13 protein-coding genes and 1 riboswitch are annotated in these 18,515 nt (G+C 35.7%); of the genes, 5 read left to right on the forward strand and 8 right to left on the reverse strand.

Annotation, left to right across the window (positions count from 1 at the left end; translation table 11 throughout):
* Window positions 1-188 precede the first annotated feature (188 nt).
* The 6 genes from VB248_RS01515 to VB248_RS01540 all read right to left on the reverse strand — a co-directional run bounded on the left by VB248_RS01515 (window position 189) and on the right by VB248_RS01540 (window position 9,006).
* Complete coding sequence (locus VB248_RS01515; RefSeq protein ID WP_323294957.1) at window positions 189-1,124, reverse strand: ABC transporter substrate-binding protein; 936 nt, start codon at window positions 1,122-1,124, stop codon at window positions 189-191.
* A gap of 84 nt (window positions 1,125-1,208) precedes the next feature.
* Window positions 1,209-1,796: a DUF6580 family putative transport protein gene (locus VB248_RS01520; protein ID WP_323294958.1), complete on the reverse strand. Its 588-nt coding sequence runs from the start codon at window positions 1,794-1,796 to the stop codon at window positions 1,209-1,211.
* A 59-nt stretch (window positions 1,797-1,855) separates the two neighbouring features.
* Window positions 1,856-2,959 carry a YncE family protein gene (locus VB248_RS01525; protein WP_323294959.1) on the reverse strand — a complete coding sequence of 368 codons (1,104 nt, stop codon included), beginning with the start codon at window positions 2,957-2,959 and terminating at the stop codon, window positions 1,856-1,858.
* Window positions 2,960-3,154: 195 nt separating this feature from the next.
* A complete protein-coding gene (locus tag VB248_RS01530; protein WP_323294960.1) occupies window positions 3,155-5,104 on the reverse strand; it encodes a TonB-dependent receptor plug domain-containing protein in 1,950 nt (649 codons plus the stop codon).
* A 111-nt stretch (window positions 5,105-5,215) separates the two neighbouring features.
* A riboswitch (cobalamin riboswitch) is annotated at window positions 5,216-5,527 on the reverse strand.
* 100 nt (window positions 5,528-5,627) lie between these two features.
* Window positions 5,628-6,017: a response regulator gene (locus tag VB248_RS01535; protein ID WP_323294961.1), complete on the reverse strand. Its 390-nt coding sequence runs from the start codon at window positions 6,015-6,017 to the stop codon at window positions 5,628-5,630.
* On the reverse strand, window positions 6,004-9,006 hold the full coding sequence (locus VB248_RS01540) for a PAS domain S-box protein (RefSeq protein WP_323294962.1): 3,003 nt from the start codon (window positions 9,004-9,006) through the stop codon (window positions 6,004-6,006). Before VB248_RS01540 ends, VB248_RS01535 begins: the two co-directional genes overlap by 14 nt.
* Window positions 9,007-9,380: 374 nt before the next feature.
* Here VB248_RS01540 and VB248_RS01545 point away from each other — a divergent pair, with 374 nt between their 5' ends.
* From VB248_RS01545 to VB248_RS01555, 3 genes are all read left to right on the forward strand, one after another.
* On the forward strand, window positions 9,381-12,227 hold the full coding sequence (locus VB248_RS01545) for a TonB-dependent receptor (protein ID WP_323294963.1): 2,847 nt from the start codon (window positions 9,381-9,383) through the stop codon (window positions 12,225-12,227).
* Between the two features lie 84 nt (window positions 12,228-12,311).
* On the forward strand, window positions 12,312-14,024 hold the full coding sequence (locus VB248_RS01550) for an Ig-like domain repeat protein (protein WP_323294964.1): 1,713 nt from the start codon (window positions 12,312-12,314) through the stop codon (window positions 14,022-14,024).
* 81 nt (window positions 14,025-14,105) lie between these two features.
* Window positions 14,106-14,654: a hypothetical protein gene (locus VB248_RS01555; RefSeq protein ID WP_323294965.1), complete on the forward strand. Its 549-nt coding sequence runs from the start codon at window positions 14,106-14,108 to the stop codon at window positions 14,652-14,654.
* Window positions 14,655-15,135: 481 nt separating this feature from the next.
* On the opposite strand, the gene VB248_RS01560 is transcribed toward VB248_RS01555, so the two are convergent.
* A complete protein-coding gene (locus tag VB248_RS01560; protein ID WP_323294966.1) occupies window positions 15,136-15,657 on the reverse strand; it encodes a hypothetical protein in 522 nt (173 codons plus the stop codon).
* A 239-nt stretch (window positions 15,658-15,896) separates the two neighbouring features.
* Between VB248_RS01560 and VB248_RS01565 the strand changes: the two genes are divergently transcribed.
* A complete protein-coding gene (locus VB248_RS01565) occupies window positions 15,897-16,682 on the forward strand; it encodes a DUF3050 domain-containing protein (protein WP_323294967.1) in 786 nt (261 codons plus the stop codon).
* Between the two features lie 253 nt (window positions 16,683-16,935).
* Window positions 16,936-17,712: a Fic family protein gene (locus VB248_RS01570; RefSeq protein WP_323294968.1), complete on the forward strand. Its 777-nt coding sequence runs from the start codon at window positions 16,936-16,938 to the stop codon at window positions 17,710-17,712.
* 241 nt (window positions 17,713-17,953) lie between these two features.
* On the opposite strand, the gene VB248_RS01575 is transcribed toward VB248_RS01570, so the two are convergent.
* On the reverse strand, window positions 17,954-18,400 hold the full coding sequence (locus VB248_RS01575) for a DoxX family protein (protein WP_184129730.1): 447 nt from the start codon (window positions 18,398-18,400) through the stop codon (window positions 17,954-17,956).
* Window positions 18,401-18,515: the final 115 nt, after the last annotated feature.

An 18,515-nucleotide genomic window follows, 5' to 3' on the forward strand; every position in this document is an offset into this window, starting at 1 on the left:
TTCTAAAATTCCAGATTTGAATTAAAAGAGTATGATTCCATAGATATATACTCAAATTCGCTTGAATTTAGAAGATTTTCTTGAAAAAACAATCCTGCTTTTATGAGATTTACTGTCAAGATTGAGAGCAAGCCTAAAACTGCTTGATTTTTACGAAAGAGAAAAAAGTAGCCATCTAAAACAGACAGCTACTTCACTGGATAATTTTTAAAAATAGGGAGAACTTTATGGTTTAGAGATTGAGGAATGTTGAAAAGTGTAGGATGAAATAATGCTGCCAAGATTTCGATACCATTTACTAAAGTCGAGGCACTTGGCTGGGTGAACAAATCATAATCAAGCACAAAAACAGCTTTGTTCTGAACTGCTCGTAGATTTTCCCAACCTTTTTTGTTTGTTAATAAGTGCAATTCTTCTATACTTCTTTGGGTTTCAAAACCACAAGGAGCTATCACGAGTACTTCGGGGTCGTACTTTACTATTTTTTCCCATGGCGTCACGATACTGTCGCCCGAAGGATTACTGAGCATATCAATACCTCCAGCATAAGCAATTTGATGAGGAATCCAGTGTCCGCAATTATAAATGGGTTCAATCCATTCTAACAACATCACTCTTTTAGGCAAAGCTCTGTGTTCACGGAGTTTGTCGATAACGCTGTCAATTCTTTGTTGAAGTTTGGCTAAATGTTGATAAGCCGCTTCTTCTCTGCCCAAAGCCTTCGCAATCGTAATCGCAGAATCAAAAACATCCTCCAGACTTTGTGGCGTAATCGTTAGAATCTGAGGCGTTTTTTCTAAATTATCAATGACCGCTTGCGTACATTTTGTATCAATTTGACATACTTCACAAACGTCTTGCGTAATAACAATATCAGGTGCGATAGCTTGTAATTTGTCCTCTTCTACATAATACAAACTTTTTCCTTGAGCTTTAGAAGCCGAGAAAATCTTGTCGATTTCTTCACTTGAATACTCTTTCCCTTCCAGCACGCAACGAACTAAAATTTCATTTTCAGTTCTTGATGTTGGCGGACATTCAAAAGTTACGCCATAGAGTAAGTCTTGCAAACCCATGTCGTAAATCATTTGCGTTGCGGCAGGAAGAAAAGAGACAGCTTTCATAATGAGTGATTTGTGATTGAGTGATTAGTGATTAGATTTGGAACAATTTTAAACCGAAATCCAAAATCCCACCTCCTAAATCGTTCATGCTTTTGCCAAGCTTGGAAAACGTACTTGTAATAGTTCAAAACTGCCGAACATTAGGGCAGAGTATGCCAAAGTACCTACCAAGAAGTTTTTCATATATGGAAAACCTTGTACAAAACATTGTTGTAAACCAGCCCAATCACGACTCAAGGGTAAATTCGTTCTTAAATCCGTTCCGCCGCCAATCCAAACGGTTAAGTCTGCCAAAAGCCAATGTGAAACGGAAGCAATTACCGCCGCTAAAACGATATTTTGAACATTAATTTTTTGAAGAATTAACTTGCCAAACAAAACGATGATGGCGAAAATGCCATAAATCCAATACCAACCTTCGTACATCATTCCGTACTTTCCTTGAAAAATCACTTTGTTGATAATGACATCGCTGACCAAAATTGTAAGTAAAGGAAAAGCAAAAGCCTTCCAACGGTTACTAAAATACGCAGCACCAAAAAGTGCCATCGCACCAAGTGGCGTATAATTTGCCACAGGCGTAAGTTGTGCGGCATTGGCAATTCTTAACAAAGCAATCGCTAAAATGAAGCAAAGCAAAGTCAGAAAACGAGGGTTGATAGTTTGTTTCATTGATTGTTCTTTTATTAGGTTTTACAAATTCAAAACTTGTAAAACCTTAATCTGATAAATTACTTAAATAAAAATCCTTCTGGGCCAATACCTACTTTTACTGAGTCGATTAAAGTACCGTTCGACTGGTATCTGAAAACATAACCTGCTTGCTTGAGTGAAGGTGTAAAGCCTGCATAAATATTACCTGTTGAAGGGTCGGTACTTAGTCCTGTAAATACTTTATTGATAAATGGAGTTGTTGTAGCGATACTCGCATCGTTGATATTAAAGCTATAAGTTTCACCTTTTTGCTTATAGTCATCGTTCGCATCTGAATAAGAATAGACAAAAAAGATGGTATTTTTCTCTTTATTAAAAGCGAAGTTCCCAGCCGATTTTGTCGAATTTGAAGTGGCAAAAGCAATGCGATTTTCTACACTTTTGGTACTTAGGTTGAACTTTACAAATTTACCATCAGCATAAAACCAAATTTTGCCATTAGCATCAGCACCAATTAAACGTGGTTCATTTCCAATTTCTACGGTTTGCGTAACAGCGTCAGTTTGTGTATTGATGATAGAAATCGTCTTTACGCCTGTGTAGGTTGTTGTAGCTACAATGGCTTCGTTGCCGACAACGATAATTTTTTCAGCCCCTTCTTGTACTTTAATTTTCTTAGTAGCCTTGTTAGTTGCTAAATCAACAACTAACACGTAGCCTGGTTTATAAGAATAGTCTTCATTGAAAGCATCCCAACAAGTAATATAAGCTTTGTTTGTACCTGCTTTTACGGCATAGCGTGGGTTTTCGAGTTCGGTTGAAGGAATTGTAGCTACTGATTTAAAAGTACCAGAATTTACGATTTGGATATAATCTTTTCCTGTTGTTGAATTATCTACCAAGATTAAACCTTTGCCATCTACTTCTGTATAATCTGCCACTCCACCTGATACAGAGTTAGTGTTTTCTAATTGAAAAATATCAAAACTGGTCGCTTTTGTATTGGGATTAATTAAGGTTATCGAGCCATTATTATCAAAAAAATTACCTCTGTTCATTACAAATACTCCTGCATCATAAGGTTGAGCAGGTACTGGTTCAGAAGTTGAATTACAAGCATTGAGCGACAAGAACAAAGTAACTGCTCCCAATGAGCGAACGATAATAGAATTTAATTGCATTGTTTTTTATTGATTAAAAAATTAAAACGACTTCGGATTTGAGATTTCGGATTTCGACTTATAGATTTCGGTCATCAGCTTTCGGATTTCAGCTTTTTTTAATTTAAAATAGTAAAAGATGAACCTTAAATTCAGACTTCAAAAGCTGAAATCCGAAGACCGATGACCGAAAACTCAAATCCGAAATCTCAAATCCTAAATACTAACAATCCATCCCAAGGAAAAACTTCTTCCCGGCATGGCATTCTTTTTTACACTTGGATACACCGTATCCGTTAAATTATTAGTCTGAAAAATTAGGTTTGATTGAATTTTTCCTAACAAGATTTTTCCCGAAATAGTCGAATTCAATATAAAGTAAGCTGGAAAAGGTCGCCCAGAATGGTCGAAAGTGATAAAGCGTTCAGAATTATACAATCCTTGAATATTGAAAGTCCAATTTCCTTTGCCTACAAACGCCGTCCCCGAAACTGAATGGCGTGGCACATAAATCATTTGTTTACCGATAAAATCTTCTGTGTAAGCGGCATACACTTTTTGTTGAGAAGTATTCGTCAGAGCATAATTCACAGTCAAACCAGCTATTTTATCAGCATTGGCGTATTTTACATTTCCCGAAACTTCTATTCCTTTTGCCAATACTTGTTGGAGATTTTCTACTCGATACGCTTTGTCTGGATTCCAGTAGGTCCAATCGTTAATCAAATTATGATAGACATTTATTCCCAAAGAAGTATTCACTTTTTCAGAAAGTACTTGCTTCCAATTGACACCAATTTCTTTGTTGACACCATTTTCAGGGCGAATATCTGGATTGCCCAAAACTTTCCAGTAACGTTCGTTCAAAGTAGGCAAACGGTAACTGCGGGCAATATTGGCGGTTGCTTTTAGTTCATGTTTTTTGGTTGAAAGTATTGCGTACTCTATTCCCAAAGAAGGCGTAAAGGGAGCTTTGTATTTTGTAGAAAAAGCCTGACGAAGATTTAGGGAAGCCGTTAGTTTTTCCGCAATTTGTTGTCGAATCAAAGCAAAAATATCTTGACGATTTTCCGTGATGGCTTCGCCATTATACCCGTCAACTTTGGCTACATAATGCACAAATTCTCCACCGATTCTGATAGAAGTATGACTGAAAGAATCCGCTTTTTTAAATGAAAACTCATGTTCAGCACGAGTAATGTAGCGGTCGGTTTCTGAATGACTTGGATTAGCAAAATCGCCCGTGCCATAATCAATAATGTCTCTGACAAAAGCCGCTTTTAGATTGGTATTTCCGAACTGATAAGAAGTAAGAAAGCGATAGGCTTTGGTTTGTGTAATTTCTCGGAAAGCAATTACATCAGGTTGAATACTGAGTTTATTATCGGTCAGCCAAATGTTCAGCGAAAGTAAATTGTTGTTTTTTTGTTTCAAGTACAAATCTTGAATAAAACCTTTTTGAGATGTTTCAGAAGGTTCAATCGGGTAAGTTCTGCCTTTACTGTCGGTTCTTTCCGTTGCTGAAAAATGATTATTGTATTGACTTCCGTAAAGTAAAGTTTTGCCCGAAAATTGTAATCCGTTTTTCAAGGTCTTTACAAAACGTAAACCCGTTTGTAAATTATAATTATCAAAACTTCCGTACTGTCCGCCAAGTGTGAAATTTGTGCCTTGTTTTTTCCATTGTGGCACAGAACCTAATAAAATGCTTCCGCCAACGGCATCCGAACCTACGCAGGAAGCCGAAGAACCATATTGAATCGACATTTGGTCGAAACCGAGTAGCGGAACGGTTGAAAAATCTGTTTGTCCAGCCATTGGATTATTGATATTCAATCCATTCCAAAGTACGGCAGTGTGCATGGCAGAAGTACCTCTGAATGCAATACTGGTGAGCTGTCCCGTTCCATAACTTTTAAAAGTAATGGGCGATTGGTACTGCAAAAAATCGGCTAAAGTTTGGAATTGAAAACGGGATAAAGTAGCAGAATCAATCTTTTGTACTTTCAAACCAGCCATAAAGCGTTCGGGGCTGAAGCCTGTTACTTGTACTTCGTCGATTTGTTTATTGGCGATTTCTTGGGCATAGTTTTCTGTGGTTATCAACATAACCAAGCAGATAAGTATGGGCTGAAAACGTAAGCAATACGTAAAAACAGCAGACATAACTGAAAAAGTTAAGCCTTGACCTACACGGAACGAAACCGAAAATATTGACCAAGAAAAATGAAAGAGATAATCGAACGCTCAATGATGCTCATCCTCCGTAAGCAAGCAATCAAGAATGATTTAATGGCAGGTCTCCTGACTTGTTTCTCATGTACCTAAACCTTCCCAGAATATTTAGTGAATTAGTGAATTTTGATTTAGTGATTCACAAGCCAATGTTTGTGTTGGATTGTTTTTGAATTTCTTCATTCACTCAATCATTCAATCACTCACCACTTAAACCAGTGGCTATTGAAGAGCGGTAATGATGTTATTGAAACTTACAGTTGCGGGGACAGTTCGGGTATTTCACCTGATTCCCTATTAAGCTTTAAACTTGTAACGATACAAGTTTATTGCACCATAAACTGTTGCAAAGGTAGTAGAAAAATTATCTTATAAAGAAGAAACATTTTGAATTACTTGATTTATAAATTATTTCTTGAAAGTAAATGGCTTATAAATCAAGTAATTAAGTGAATTAGTCAGCCATTATTTTTTTTAAGTCATCCATTTTAATGGGCTTCACCAAGTAGTTACTTACTATCTCGTAGGACTTCGCTCGCTCGGTATCTTCGGGGTCGATAGAACTTGTTACGATATAAAGCGTAACAGGTTTTTCGATTGGAATTTGGGTAAATTCATCTAAAAAATGCCAGCCATCCCAGATAGGCATATTCAAATCAAGTAGAATTAAATCAGGAAGTTTTTCGCCTGCTAAAATTATAGCACGGAGGCTATCGTAGGCTTCTTTTCCATTATGGAAAACCAAAAATCCATTACAAAAATTAGCAATTTGCATAATTCTTTTCGTGCCAAAAACAAAGATTGGATCATCGTCGATGATACAAGCAATATCAATTTTTTTCATGTTTTAAATATATACTGAAAGTTGTTCCTTTATTTACTTCACTTGTTACTTCTATTTTTCCTCCCATGGCTTCAACCTGATTTTTGGTAATAAATAGTCCTACGCCTCTGGCATCTTCATGAGAATGAAAGGTTTTATACAAACCAAAAAGCTTTGCACCATGTCTTTTTAAATCAATACCTAATCCGTTGTCTTCGATTTGTAAAACCACAAAATCATTTTTTATACTTGTTGACAATTGAACATAACTTTCTCTTTCTGGTGAGCTATACTTGATAGCATTTGTTAGAAAATTGAGAACAATGCTATCCAAATAGGCAGGCACAGCCAGTACTTGATTGTCGGTATCGGTAATATTTCTAATAATTACTTGTGATTCTTTGGCAAAACCTGATACGTTTTTAATGCCATTTTCAATGGCTTGATACAGATTTACACTTTTGAGGTTGTCTATTACGGCAGAATTCATCAAAACCACTTCGTTTAAGTGGGCAATGGTTTCACTAAGGTTTGAGGCTGCCGATTTTAGTAAACTCAAGTTTTCGTTTTCTAATAACTCTGGACTTTCTTCAAAAAGTATATCCATCATCATTGAAATATTGCCAGAATGTGACCTCAAGTTATGTGATACAATATGAGCGAAGTTTTTCAAACGTTCATTTTGGTCTTTGGTAACATCTAAAAGTGATTTTATTTCTTTTTCAACATTCTTAACTAAAGTAATATCAATGATTTGCGACACAAAGTACAAGGGCTGGTTTGCCTGATTTCTAACCATAGAAACCGCCAGAATAGCATTAATGATATTTCCTTTTTTGTGAATATACCTTTTCTCCATTTGATAGTGCGTTCTTTTCCCTTCAATAAGTTCTTGCACTAATTCGAGGTCGGCTTTTAAATCATCTGGAAAAGTAATTTCTTGAAAAGTAAGATGCTCAAACTCTTCAACAGAATAGCCCATAATTTGGCAAAGCGTTTGGTTGATTTTCAGCCATTTTCCGTCGATGTCCAAAAGTGCCATGCCAATGGCTGCGTTCTCGAAGTTTCCACGGAATGCTTCTTCGCTGATTTTTAAATCTTCTAAGGCTTGCTTGGTTTGAGTAATGTCGTGCATGGCAACAACCGCTCCAAAGAGTTCGTTGTTTGGGCCACGAAGTTGTGAGCCAGAGGTTGAAACAATTCGCTTTTTTCCATTTTTAGGAGCAATCTGAATTTCTAAATTTTTGATATGTCCTTCTTTTAGCGTTCTGATTAAAGGCACTTCTTCAAAACTCAAGATTTTTCCTTCCATATCGCAAAGGTCATAGTACTCAGCAAGATTAGACGGCTCCATATCAGAAAGAGACAAACCATGCCATCTGGTAGTAGTATTATTGAACAAAGTAAGTTTGGCATCTTTATCGCAAGCCACAATTCCCACGTCGATACTATCAAGAATGGTTTCCAACAAAGTATTTTTCTCTGAAAGTACTTGAGCAATCACCTTTTTTTCAGTAATGTCTTCGGTAAACATAATGAGTCCACCCGTAGAGCCATCATCCGTAAACCACGGTTTTACTTCCCATTTTATCCATTGTATTGTGCCATTAAGTCTAACAAATGGGTCTTCATCTTTTCGGATACTTTTTCCTTTTAAACATTCCCGATGAACTGCTTTCCATTCGTCGCTGATTTCTGGAAAAACTTCGTAGTGAGATTTACCAATTAAATCTATTCCTTCTAAATGGTAATCTATTCGCCATTTTTCCGAAACAGCCAAGTAGCGTAAATCATTATCGAACATGGCAATAGCCGTAGGAGTATGTTCAATGAATGTAGTATCTCGTTCAATTTTCTTTTTTTGTTCGCTAATGTCAGAATGAGTACCGTACATCATCAACGGGAGTCCTTCTTTTGTCCAGCTTACAATTTTACCTCTATCAAGTACCCAAACCCAATGCCCATTTTTATGTTTCATTCTGCACTCGCATTGGTAGAGTTCTGTTTTTTTATCGAAACAATCCTGAATTTTTTGTTCTGAAACTAACAAATCGTCGGGATGTGCCAATTTTATCCAAGTATCAATATTTATCGGAGCTAATTCTTCAAGTGTATAGCCCACAATGGCTGCCCAACGCTCATTAAAAAACGTTTCACCCGTTTGTACATTCCATTCCCATATACCAGCATTTGTACCTTCTACAACACTTTGTAATTTTTGTTTTTCTTTAAGTAATTCTTCTTGGGCGATTTTCTGAGCATGAATGTCTTGAAAAGTACCATAAATTCTGATACAATGTCCAGCATAAAATTCTGACTGTATAATTACCCTTACCCATTTTGGATTTCCTTTGGCAGTGATAATTTTAAAGTCAAGGTCGTAGTTTTGTCCCTCGCTAATGGCAAGTGTTACCAATTCCCTGATTTTATCTCTGTTTTCCCCTTCTTCATAAAAATTGATAGCGGCATTTACATCTGGCTCAAAGTCATCGTCAACCTCATGAATCTTTTTGGTAAAATTACTCCAGTATAATTTTTGTTTTTCTATTTCTAATTCCCAGTAGCCAACCATAGCAGCGGCATTACATCTTTCCAAGAAGTCTTCTTTTCGCATTAATTCCGTTACATCCGTAAAAGAAATAATTACTTTGCTGAGTTCCTCTTTAGGATTGTTGATGGCAAGCGTTCTACATTTTAGCCAAATTGTTGAATCGTTTTTATGTTTGTAGCGAATGGTGATTTCGTGGGACTTGCTTGGGTTTCTATAATGTTCGGAAAAAGTATCAACATCTTCGGGATGAATAAGATGTTGCCATTGAGGTTGAATTTGAGGAATTTCATCAGAGTTGTAGCCTAAAGTTGCCCAAAATTTTGGATTCATCCAGCCATCAGATGAGTTGCGGGTATCGAAAAAGCCAAATCCGTCTAATGCAGACTCTTGGATGAAATCAAAAATTGAAAAATCAGCTTTAATTAGGCTGTAAAGTTCTTCTTTTGCTGCCGTATTCATTTGTAATATATTTTGGCGATGTGTGTGTATGCAAAGTTTTTTGTAAAAGAGGCTAAAACATTTTACAAATATTCACAGAGCTTGCTTTGAAACTATGATGTGTTATTAGGTGAAACAAGGGAGGAAACCTTAGTTTTGGCGTTGAAAATTAATGAGGAAATCTCTTGAAAGAAAGTTAGCTAAAAACTTTTATACGAACAAGAAGATAAACTATGATTTTTTTTATATCGTTTTAGGATTCTACTTACTTGAAGTCCGTTGTGCGAAATTCTCTTAACATTGCGGTAACATAAACATAACCCAAGCATAATACACTCGTAATACTGTGGTTAAATAGCGGGTCTAAATTTGTGGCATCAAAAAATAAAACCAGTATGATGAAGCACAAATTACTTTCCACATTAATTATTCTCTTATCTTCATTCGCATTTACATTCGCACAAGAGGGGACTATTCGTGGTACAATCAAAGATGCAGTAACTAAAGAAGACTTAGTAGGAGCGGCAGTTTTTATTGATGGATTAAACAAAGGAGCAGCAGCAGATATAAACGGATTCTTTTCAATCAGCAAAGTTCCAGTTGGAACATACAAATTAAAAATCACCTTCGTAGGCTACAAAACTAAATTTATCGAAAACGTAAAAGTAGTTTCAGGAAGTATCACAGAAATTAATACTTTCATCGAAGAAGACCAAGCAACTACTTTAAGTGAAGTAAGAGTAGTAGCAAAAAAATTAACTAACACAGAGGTTTCAGTAATTTCAGAAATCAAAGCAGCACAACAAATCGTAAGTGGTATTTCTGCCGCACAAATTGGTAAAACTTTAGACCGTACCGCTGCCGAAGTAGTAAAACGTGTACCAGGTGTAACAATTTTCGGAGACCGTTTTATTAATATTCGTGGTTTGAACGAACGTTATAATACAGTAATGTTAAATAATGTGTTCACACCAAGTATGGAATCAGATGTTCGTTCGTTTTCATTTGATGTAATTCCTTCAGGCCAAATTGACCGTATTTTGGTATTCAAATCGCCAGCGGCTGAGTTGCCGGGCGAATTTGCAGGGGGGGTAGTGAAAATTTTCACGAAAAGTATTCCTGACGAAAACTACCTAACAGTAGATGTAAGTAGTGCATACAGAGATGGAACTACTGGTAAAGAATTCCTTAGCCCTCAAACAGGAAAATATTCTTACACAGGTTTTAATAATGGTTTTTCAGACCTTCCAAAATATTTCCCATCAACAGCAGAGTTGAAGCAAATCGCTGTGTCTAATCAGGCAGCGTTGACACAAGCTGGGCAAATGTTGAGAAATACTTGGACGCCAGTTTCTTCAACAGCTATTCCAGATTTACGTTTTTCAATTACTGGGGCTTACAAACTAATCGACAGAGAAAATGTAAAATTGGCAAATATTACTGCTGTTAATTACAGTAATACTCGTACAATTTTTGAAATGTCAAGAAGCGATTTTGGTTACTCTATCGACCAAAACAATATAGAGACTATCAACGAAGACACTAAGTTTAGAGATTTACAATACACCAATTCAGTTCGTACAGGTATCCTTCATAACTGGGCTTTGAGATTGAACGAAAACCACACTTTTGAGTTCAAAAATCTCTACAACCAAATGAGTAACTTCCAATACGTGAACAGAAACGGTTTGGAAAATGGTGGAACTTGGAATATTCGTTCTTTAGACCAAGTATATCGTGGTATTTACACAGGTCAGCTATTGGGTCGTCATAGTTTCAATGAAAATAAAACAAAATTAGATTGGGTAGTTGGTTATAATAAATCAAACAGTGACCGTCCTGATTATAAGCGATATAGATATTCAACCGAAGGTGCAACTCCATCTTTATTAGTTCCATTTGGAGCGGCTCAGACCATCAACTTAGGTAGAACTAATATCTTATTGGATGAAGATGCTGTGTTAGGGGGTATCAATTTGGTACAAAAACTAACAATCTCGAAAGGTAAAAATGCCGAAGAAAGTAAAGAAATTGAATTGAAAGCAGGTGCTTTTTACGAAAACAAAAAACGTACATTCACTGCTCGTAACATTGGTTATGTGCGTGCCAACAGTTCATTATTTGATATTGGTAGCTTGCCGATTGAAGAAATTTTTGCACTACAAAATATTAATACAACTAACGGCGTAAAAATTGACGAGCAAACAAACGCATCGGATTCATACACAGCAAGCAATAATCAAATCGCAGGTTATGTTTCTGGAAACTATTCTTTCACAAAGAAATTGAATTTAATTGCTGGTGTGCGTGTAGAGAAAAACGTTCAGAAATTGAATAGTTTTGATGTAAGTAAAAATCTACCAGTGAATTACAATCGTGATATAACCACGGTTTTACCATCTGCAAACCTAACGTATAATTTCTCTGAAAAAGCCCTTTTACGTTTAGCTTACGGAAAAACAGTGAATCGCCCAGAATTCCGTGAAGTAGCACCGTTTACCTTCTACGACTTTGTAAACAACCGTGTTATTGCAGGTAATCCTGATTTGAATAATGCTGATATTGATAATTATGATTTCCGTTATGAGTATTATCCAACACCAGCAGAAGTAATTTCAGTAGCAGCGTTTTATAAGAAATTTAAAAACCCAATCGAGGTTATTTTTGATGGAGTAACAAATGCCAACCTTAATTTCGGAAACGCAGAAAGTGCATACAGTGCTGGTTTTGAGGTAGAAATTAAAAAATCTTTAGATAAGCTTACTTCATCAGCTTTATTAAGCAAAATTAACCTTGTATTCAACGGAGCATTTATTTACAGCCGTGTGAAAATTGGTTCAACTGCACAGAACCAATCTGATAATCGTCCTTTACAAGGGCAGTCGCCATATATCGTAAATGCTGGTATCAATTACAACGACGCTAAAAAGAATACACAAATCAGTTTATTGTTCAACGTAATCGGTAAAAGAATTTATGCAGTAGGTAACACTTTCGCAGCAGGTTATCCAGACTGGTACGAAATGCCACGTAACGTAATTGACTTTACTTTCTCAAAAGAAATTGCAAGAAACCTCTTGTTGAAGGGTGGTATTACAGACATCTTGAACCAAAAAAACTTAATTATTCAAGATGGAAACAAGGATAACACATTTGATAGTAATGCCGATCAAGTGATTCAATCGTACTCACCGGGTAGAACATACTCTTTAGGATTGGTGTACACATTAAGAAAAAAATAGTAATAAATCATACATACAATTTGCAGTTGAATTTTTAAAACATTATTTCTTAATCTAATAATCAAATCAATGAAATTTTTAAACATGAAAGCTATTAGAGTGATTGCATTGTTGCTCTCGTTAGCAACTGTATTTCAAGCTTGTAAAGACGATACTGCAGAAGTAGTTCCTTTACCAACTATTTCAGTGTCAGGAACTTTGTCTGGTATTCCAGGAGCAACTGTTCAAATTAAAGCCTCTATCAATGCTCCGGGTGGTGTAAAAACTGTAACAGTGTTGAAAAATGGTGCAGCTTATGACACAAAAACAGGAACAGGTGAAAAAACACTTGAATATACTAAAGACTATGTAATTGAAAATTTAGCAGCAGGTTCAATCGTAAACTTTACTGTTCAAGTAACTGACCAACTAAGCCAAGTTTCTACTTTAACAACAATTCCTGTTACTGTAACAGCAATACCTGCTCCAACTGTGGTAACAGTTCAAGGAAATCTTGAAGGAAATATCACTTGGACAGCTGATAAAATCTATAAATTAGTAGGTTTTGTACGTGTAGGTGAAGAAGCTGTTGCTGGAACTGTTACAAAAACAGGTACTTTGACAATTGAACCAGGTACTATCATCATCGGAGACCGTGCTTCTAAAGGAACTTTGGTAGTGCAAAGAGGTAGCAAGCTTATTGCACAAGGTACAGCTGCTAAACCTATCGTATTTACTTCTGAAAGAGCAGTAGGCGAGCGTGAAGCTGGTGACTGGGGTGGTATCGTAATCTGTGGTCGTGCAGTAAACAACTTGCCAGAAGCAAGTAGAGTATTAGAAGGTAACTATGGTGGTTTCCACGGTGGTACTGATAATGCTGATAACTCAGGAGTTTTGAAATATGTACGTGTTGAATATGCAGGTATTCCAGTACAGCCAAATGCTGAGGTTAACTCTTATACTTTTGGTTCGGTAGGTTCGGGTACAACTTTAGAGTACTTACAAGCTTCTTTCGGTTTGGATGATTCATTCGAATGGTTTGGTGGAAGTGTAAATGCAAAATATTTAATTGCTTACAAAGGTTTGGACGATGACTTCGACGTTGATAACGGTTTCACTGGAAATGTACAATTCGGTATCGGTATTCGTGGTGCTACTCAAGCAGATATTTCTGGTTCAAATGGCTTTGAAGTTGACAACGATGCTGCTGGTTCAAGCAACACTCCATTTACTTCTGGTACTTTTGCTAACATGACTATCATCGGACCAAAAGGAAGTTCTTCAACAACGATTAGTTCATTATTCCAAAATGGTATGCAGTTACGTCGTAACAACAAATTGAAAATCTACAATGCAGTTGTTACAGGTTATCCTTACGGAGTTTATATTGATAGCCAAAGAGGTAACGCTAAAGACAATGCTTTGAACGGTGAGTTAGTTTTAAATAACATTGTTTTAGCAGGTGTTGACGGATGGGGAAGTACAGGTTTCGGAACGAGTGCAGTATCAGATAACGAACAAAGCACTGCTGCTCCTGCTATCTTGATTGGTACTCAGAAGCCTTCTGCTTGGTTTGCTGCTCAAACTGGTAACAAAATTTTAGCGAACTCTTCAACAATCGGATTAAGTTCTTCTTTATGGTTGACTGGTCGCCCTACATTTACTTTAGCTTCTGGTTCAAGTTTAGTAGGTGTTAATTTACCAACTACTCTACCTGCATTCTTTACAAAAACTACTTATGTAGGTGCATTCAACGATGTAGATTGGACAACTGGTTGGGCTGAATTTAACCCACAAGGAGTTACTTATGTAAAATAATTGCTCTTAATATTCAAACTTCAGTCTGCATATTATTTCATCATTGCAGACTGAAGTTTCTAAAGTCTTTCAATTACCAATATGAAAAATATTTTAGTCATTCTTTTTCTTTTTGCTTTTCTTTTTTCATGTAATACAAAAAAGTATCAAGCAAGTAATTATTTTTCTGCCCAAGAACAAGACACTCTCTTAACCAACATCATTACTTATATTTATTCACCAGCACCCGGTGCCAATAATAATACAAAGTTTCAAGCTCAGTACAGAAAATTCTACCAAAAAGCCTTACCATTTTTTAAAATCCAAGAATATTATCAAGCCGAAGACGGTTGGAACTACGCTTTCATTATTCGTCCGGTTTCAGCAAGCCCAATTTTCAGAAGAGGAGTATTGGCAAAGTTTAAATTAAAAGAAGGTTCGTTAAAACCAGAATCTTTCGAGGAAATCATTAACACACCTCATTTAAGAGAAGAAATAGTAGTAGAGCGTGGAGGTTTTTTATTTAGAGAATTAGTAAAAAAAGGAAATGTAGATGAATACCTTTCCATGAAGCAATATATTGAGTGGCCTGACGAGCATCTGCAATACAACAAAAATACTCATGAGTGGGTAACAGTCAAACCTTACTAAGGTTTTCTCCTCGCTCAGGCGGGGAGAAAGTCCGAAATGGATTTTCATATTGGTGTAATTATGTAAAAGCCGAAACGCCTCGTTTCGGCTTTTCTATTTTTTCAGCAAATAAAGCCCAAACGTATAAACTATAAAATTGTAAAATACTTTTTATTTTTCGTAATATTTTCGTGTAAATATGAGAAAAATATTACTCCAGTAGCCAACTGTCAGGCTGATATACTCTGTGTCGTGAGCTACAAAAAGGATATTCAGAAAATACTGATTGATAATTGTAATGCTTGCCATAGCAATGCCAATCATTCAGGAGAGTAAAATTAGAAGATTTTGAAGATGTGAAATTTTGGGCATCCAGCGGAATACTTCTCGACCAAATTATCTCAGTAAATGGTTCGATACCACCAATGCCCAAAGGAGGGAAACGCTCAGATTGTGATGTGAAATTGATTCAAAATTGGATTAAACAAGGGGAGCTTGATAATTAGTTTTCCCCTTTGTTTGCTTTGCAGTACAAAAATAACTCTGCTATTCTTACAACATTAAAAGGAGGAATTTCTTCTTCTAAATTGATTCTCCAATGAAGTCCATTCAGTAATTCTACAAACGCTGGATTATCGGCATATACTCTTTTTAAATTTCTTTTAGTGAGGCTAATCAATTCGCTATTGGCTTCTTTGCTGAAATAATACAACTGTGTAGAGATTTCGTTACTGATATTTAAGCGATAAATGTAAATACCATTTTTATTCAAAATTTCATAAGACTGATTTCCCACAAAACGCCAATCTTTTTCTCCCTTTCTATATCCAAAAGCATTCTGATGATTATAAACTTTTGAAACATCTTTTTTCACTTTCACACTGCTATATCTTTCCTTGAAAACTGTGGCATTTGTTTCGCTAAGTTTATGGTTTTCAAAATCTTGTGCTGTTAAATAAACACCATCTTGTGCTTTACTTTCCAAATAACAAAGGCATATCAAAATGCTGTAAATTTTTTTCATGTTCAAACTGTTTTTGTCTAATACAAAAATCACTTTTAAATATTACTTGTGAATTATCGGAATGTTAAATCAAAGTTATGTTTGTTAAGTTTGTGAGTATTGATTTTTTTATTGGAGTAAAAAGTGAGGATTAAAGCCGAAGAAATCGTTTTTAAAAGGCATTTTAGATAAATTTGAAGGTTGAAGCAAACAATTTGCTTACAAAAACCGTAAATAGTAATAGTCATAAATAACATACAATGAATCAGAATATTCTCAAAATTCAGTCGGCAATTGAGCCGATTCGTCAAGAAATTACTTCGCACTCGGTTTATAAGTACATCCATGAATTAGAAGATTTACAGCTTTTCATGCAAGACCACGTTTTTGCCGTTTGGGATTTTATGTCTTTGTTAAAAGGATTACAGCGAAATCTTACTTGTGTGGATATTCCGTGGATTCCGGTGGGTAATGCTACCACTCGTTTTTTAATCAACGAAATCGTGATTGGCGAAGAAAGCGATAAAGACGAAGAAGGAAACGTAATGAGTCACTTTGAATTATACTTGAAAGCCATGCAACAATCTGGTGCAGCTACCGAGCAAATCGAAAACTTCATTACTTTACTTTCGCAAAGAGTAAGCGTGCAGGAAGCTTTGGCAAAAGTAGAAGTTTCAGAAAGTGTTCGTCAGTTTGTAGATTTTACTTTTGAAGTAATCAACACACAGAAACCGCACATTATGGCGGCTGTATTTACTTTCGGACGTGAAGATTTAATCCCTGATATGTTCCTTTCGATGGTGAAAGATTTAAACCAAAGTATGCCAGAAAGCATTTCAATTTTCAATTATTACTTAGAAAGACATATTGAAGTAGATGGCGACCACCACAGTCATTTAGCTTTACAAATGGTAGAAGAACTTTGTGGCGACGATGCTGAAAAATGGGCAGAAGCAGAAGCTTATTCACTTCGTTCTTTAAAAGTAAGAAACCAACTTTGGAATGGCGTAGAAGTAAAAATCAAAGAATTGGCAGAGAGCATTTAGGAGTGATGAGTTTTGAGTGCGGAGTGAGGAATGACAGTTTTTAGAATGTATTATTGAAATTTCAGATTTTGCCTTTTCGATGTAGGACAAAGGATAAATTATACGTTTATTAGACGTGTTGTCATTAAAGATATAACTATTTTATCCGAAATATCAAATTCGTAAGAGCGTTTAAACTTTCTGATAATATTAATTCTGAATGCATCTCAAAATACTCAATTTAGTAAAATTGATAAACTATTAACTGAAAACGATGAACCTTCAAGTTATACGAACCGAAATATTAGGAGAATACTTAAATACTATTCCAGAAGATTTGCCAAAAGTTTTTGAAGCTTTGGAAGATGCAGAAATTTCTACTGATACTTTTAGTTTTTATACTTCGGTAGCCTCGGTGTATTCAAGCAAAATTGAAGGAGAAGACATTGAGTTGGATAGTTATATCAAGCATAAAAAATTTGGTATTGAGTTTTTACCAGACTATACCAAAAAAATTGATGACTTGTACTCTGCCTATACTTTCGCCAAAACCAATGTACTGAATAAAGATAATATCAGTGAAGTCCATAAATTATTGAGTAAACACATTGTTGCGAAGCACCAGCAAGGTAAGTTACGAATACACAATATGTACGTAAGTACTCCTGATGGAAAGATTGAATATGTGGCTGCTTCACCTTATGAAGTAGCCTCTGAAATGGAAAAATTTTATAGTGATATTGCTTTGCTTTTGAAGCAAGAACTAAGCATACAAGAAGTTTTCTTTTTTGCTTCCATGATTCATTTGGTATTTGTGAAAATTCATCCGTGGAACGATGGTAATGGTAGATGTGGACGTTTATTAGAGAAATGGTTTTTAGGACAAAAATTAGGCGAAAAAGCTTGGTTTGTGCCCAGTGAAAGAAACTATTACGAGCAGCATCAAACCTATTACAAAAACATTAGAGTGTTGGGCTTAGAATATGCTGAACTCGACTATTCTAAAGCACTTCCTTTTTTGCTTATGCTTCCTAATTGTCTTAAAGCATGATTTTACCGTTGGTTTAGACGAACACAGCACGGAAGAAGTAGCGAAAAATGAATTTTAATTGCAAACATAAATTCCTAAAATAAAAAAACTGCTTTACAGTAATAAATAGCTGTAAAGCAGTTTTTTATTTTCAAATCTTCAAATTCCGAGAAAAATCCCTTCATTTTATCATTTTAAAGCAGATTTTTCATTTTTAAATTTTCAAATTATCACATCATCAAATTATCAAATCCCCCAAAAATCACTTCATTTTATAAGCTGGATGATTTTTTACGTACTCATCAAATGAAAATTTGCCAGAGCCAATCAGCCAGAAAAGTCCTAATAACAACAATACTACAATCGACAACCAAAGCTCAGAATTGACAAACGTAAAGCCATTTCTGATGTTAGCAAAAAATACTGCTACAAACAAAATCGGTACTTGCGAAGCCGCCGCCAGTCGGGTAAGGCAACCCAAAGTAATCAACAATCCTCCGACCAAATGGGCAAAGGCCACATAATGCACCGCCACGAAAGTCCAAGCATTAAAATGCAGTCCTTCTACGAGCGTCGAGAGATAGGAAGTATCGCCGATAAAGCTCATCCCCTTGAAAAATAGCAACAACCCCAAGCCAATCCGAACAATGTCAAGCCACGCTGGATGATGTCTATCACCCCAATTTTCTATGCTTTCAATAGTAGTCATTTTGATAATTGTTTAGTTTATTGAATTTATAATAAAAATATAATATTGTCAATATTTTGTTGAATTATTTTGTGTAAATCGTAAAAGTTGTGAAATGGTAATTTAGACGACAATT

It is taken from the genome of Arcicella rigui (assembly GCF_034929435.1).
GTDB classification, from domain to species: Bacteria; Bacteroidota; Bacteroidia; order Cytophagales; family Spirosomataceae; genus Arcicella; species Arcicella rigui.

Coding starts and splice junctions, on each gene's coding strand:
- VB248_RS01515 (WP_323294957.1), bottom strand. CDS start 1,124: ATGAAAGCTGTCTCTTTTCTTCCTGCCGCAACGCAAATGATTTACGAC.
- VB248_RS01520 (WP_323294958.1), bottom strand. CDS start 1,796: ATGAAACAAACTATCAACCCTCGTTTTCTGACTTTGCTTTGCTTCATT.
- VB248_RS01525 (WP_323294959.1), bottom strand. CDS start 2,959: ATGCAATTAAATTCTATTATCGTTCGCTCATTGGGAGCAGTTACTTTG.
- VB248_RS01530 (WP_323294960.1), bottom strand. CDS start 5,104: ATGTCTGCTGTTTTTACGTATTGCTTACGTTTTCAGCCCATACTTATC.
- VB248_RS01535 (WP_323294961.1), bottom strand. CDS start 6,017: ATGAAAAAAATTGATATTGCTTGTATCATCGACGATGATCCAATCTTT.
- VB248_RS01540 (WP_323294962.1), bottom strand. CDS start 9,006: ATGAATACGGCAGCAAAAGAAGAACTTTACAGCCTAATTAAAGCTGAT.
- VB248_RS01545 (WP_323294963.1), top strand. CDS start 9,381: ATGATGAAGCACAAATTACTTTCCACATTAATTATTCTCTTATCTTCA.
- VB248_RS01550 (WP_323294964.1), top strand. CDS start 12,312: ATGAAAGCTATTAGAGTGATTGCATTGTTGCTCTCGTTAGCAACTGTA.
- VB248_RS01555 (WP_323294965.1), top strand. CDS start 14,106: ATGAAAAATATTTTAGTCATTCTTTTTCTTTTTGCTTTTCTTTTTTCA.
- VB248_RS01560 (WP_323294966.1), bottom strand. CDS start 15,657: ATGAAAAAAATTTACAGCATTTTGATATGCCTTTGTTATTTGGAAAGT.
- VB248_RS01565 (WP_323294967.1), top strand. CDS start 15,897: ATGAATCAGAATATTCTCAAAATTCAGTCGGCAATTGAGCCGATTCGT.
- VB248_RS01570 (WP_323294968.1), top strand. CDS start 16,936: ATGAACCTTCAAGTTATACGAACCGAAATATTAGGAGAATACTTAAAT.
- VB248_RS01575 (WP_184129730.1), bottom strand. CDS start 18,400: ATGACTACTATTGAAAGCATAGAAAATTGGGGTGATAGACATCATCCA.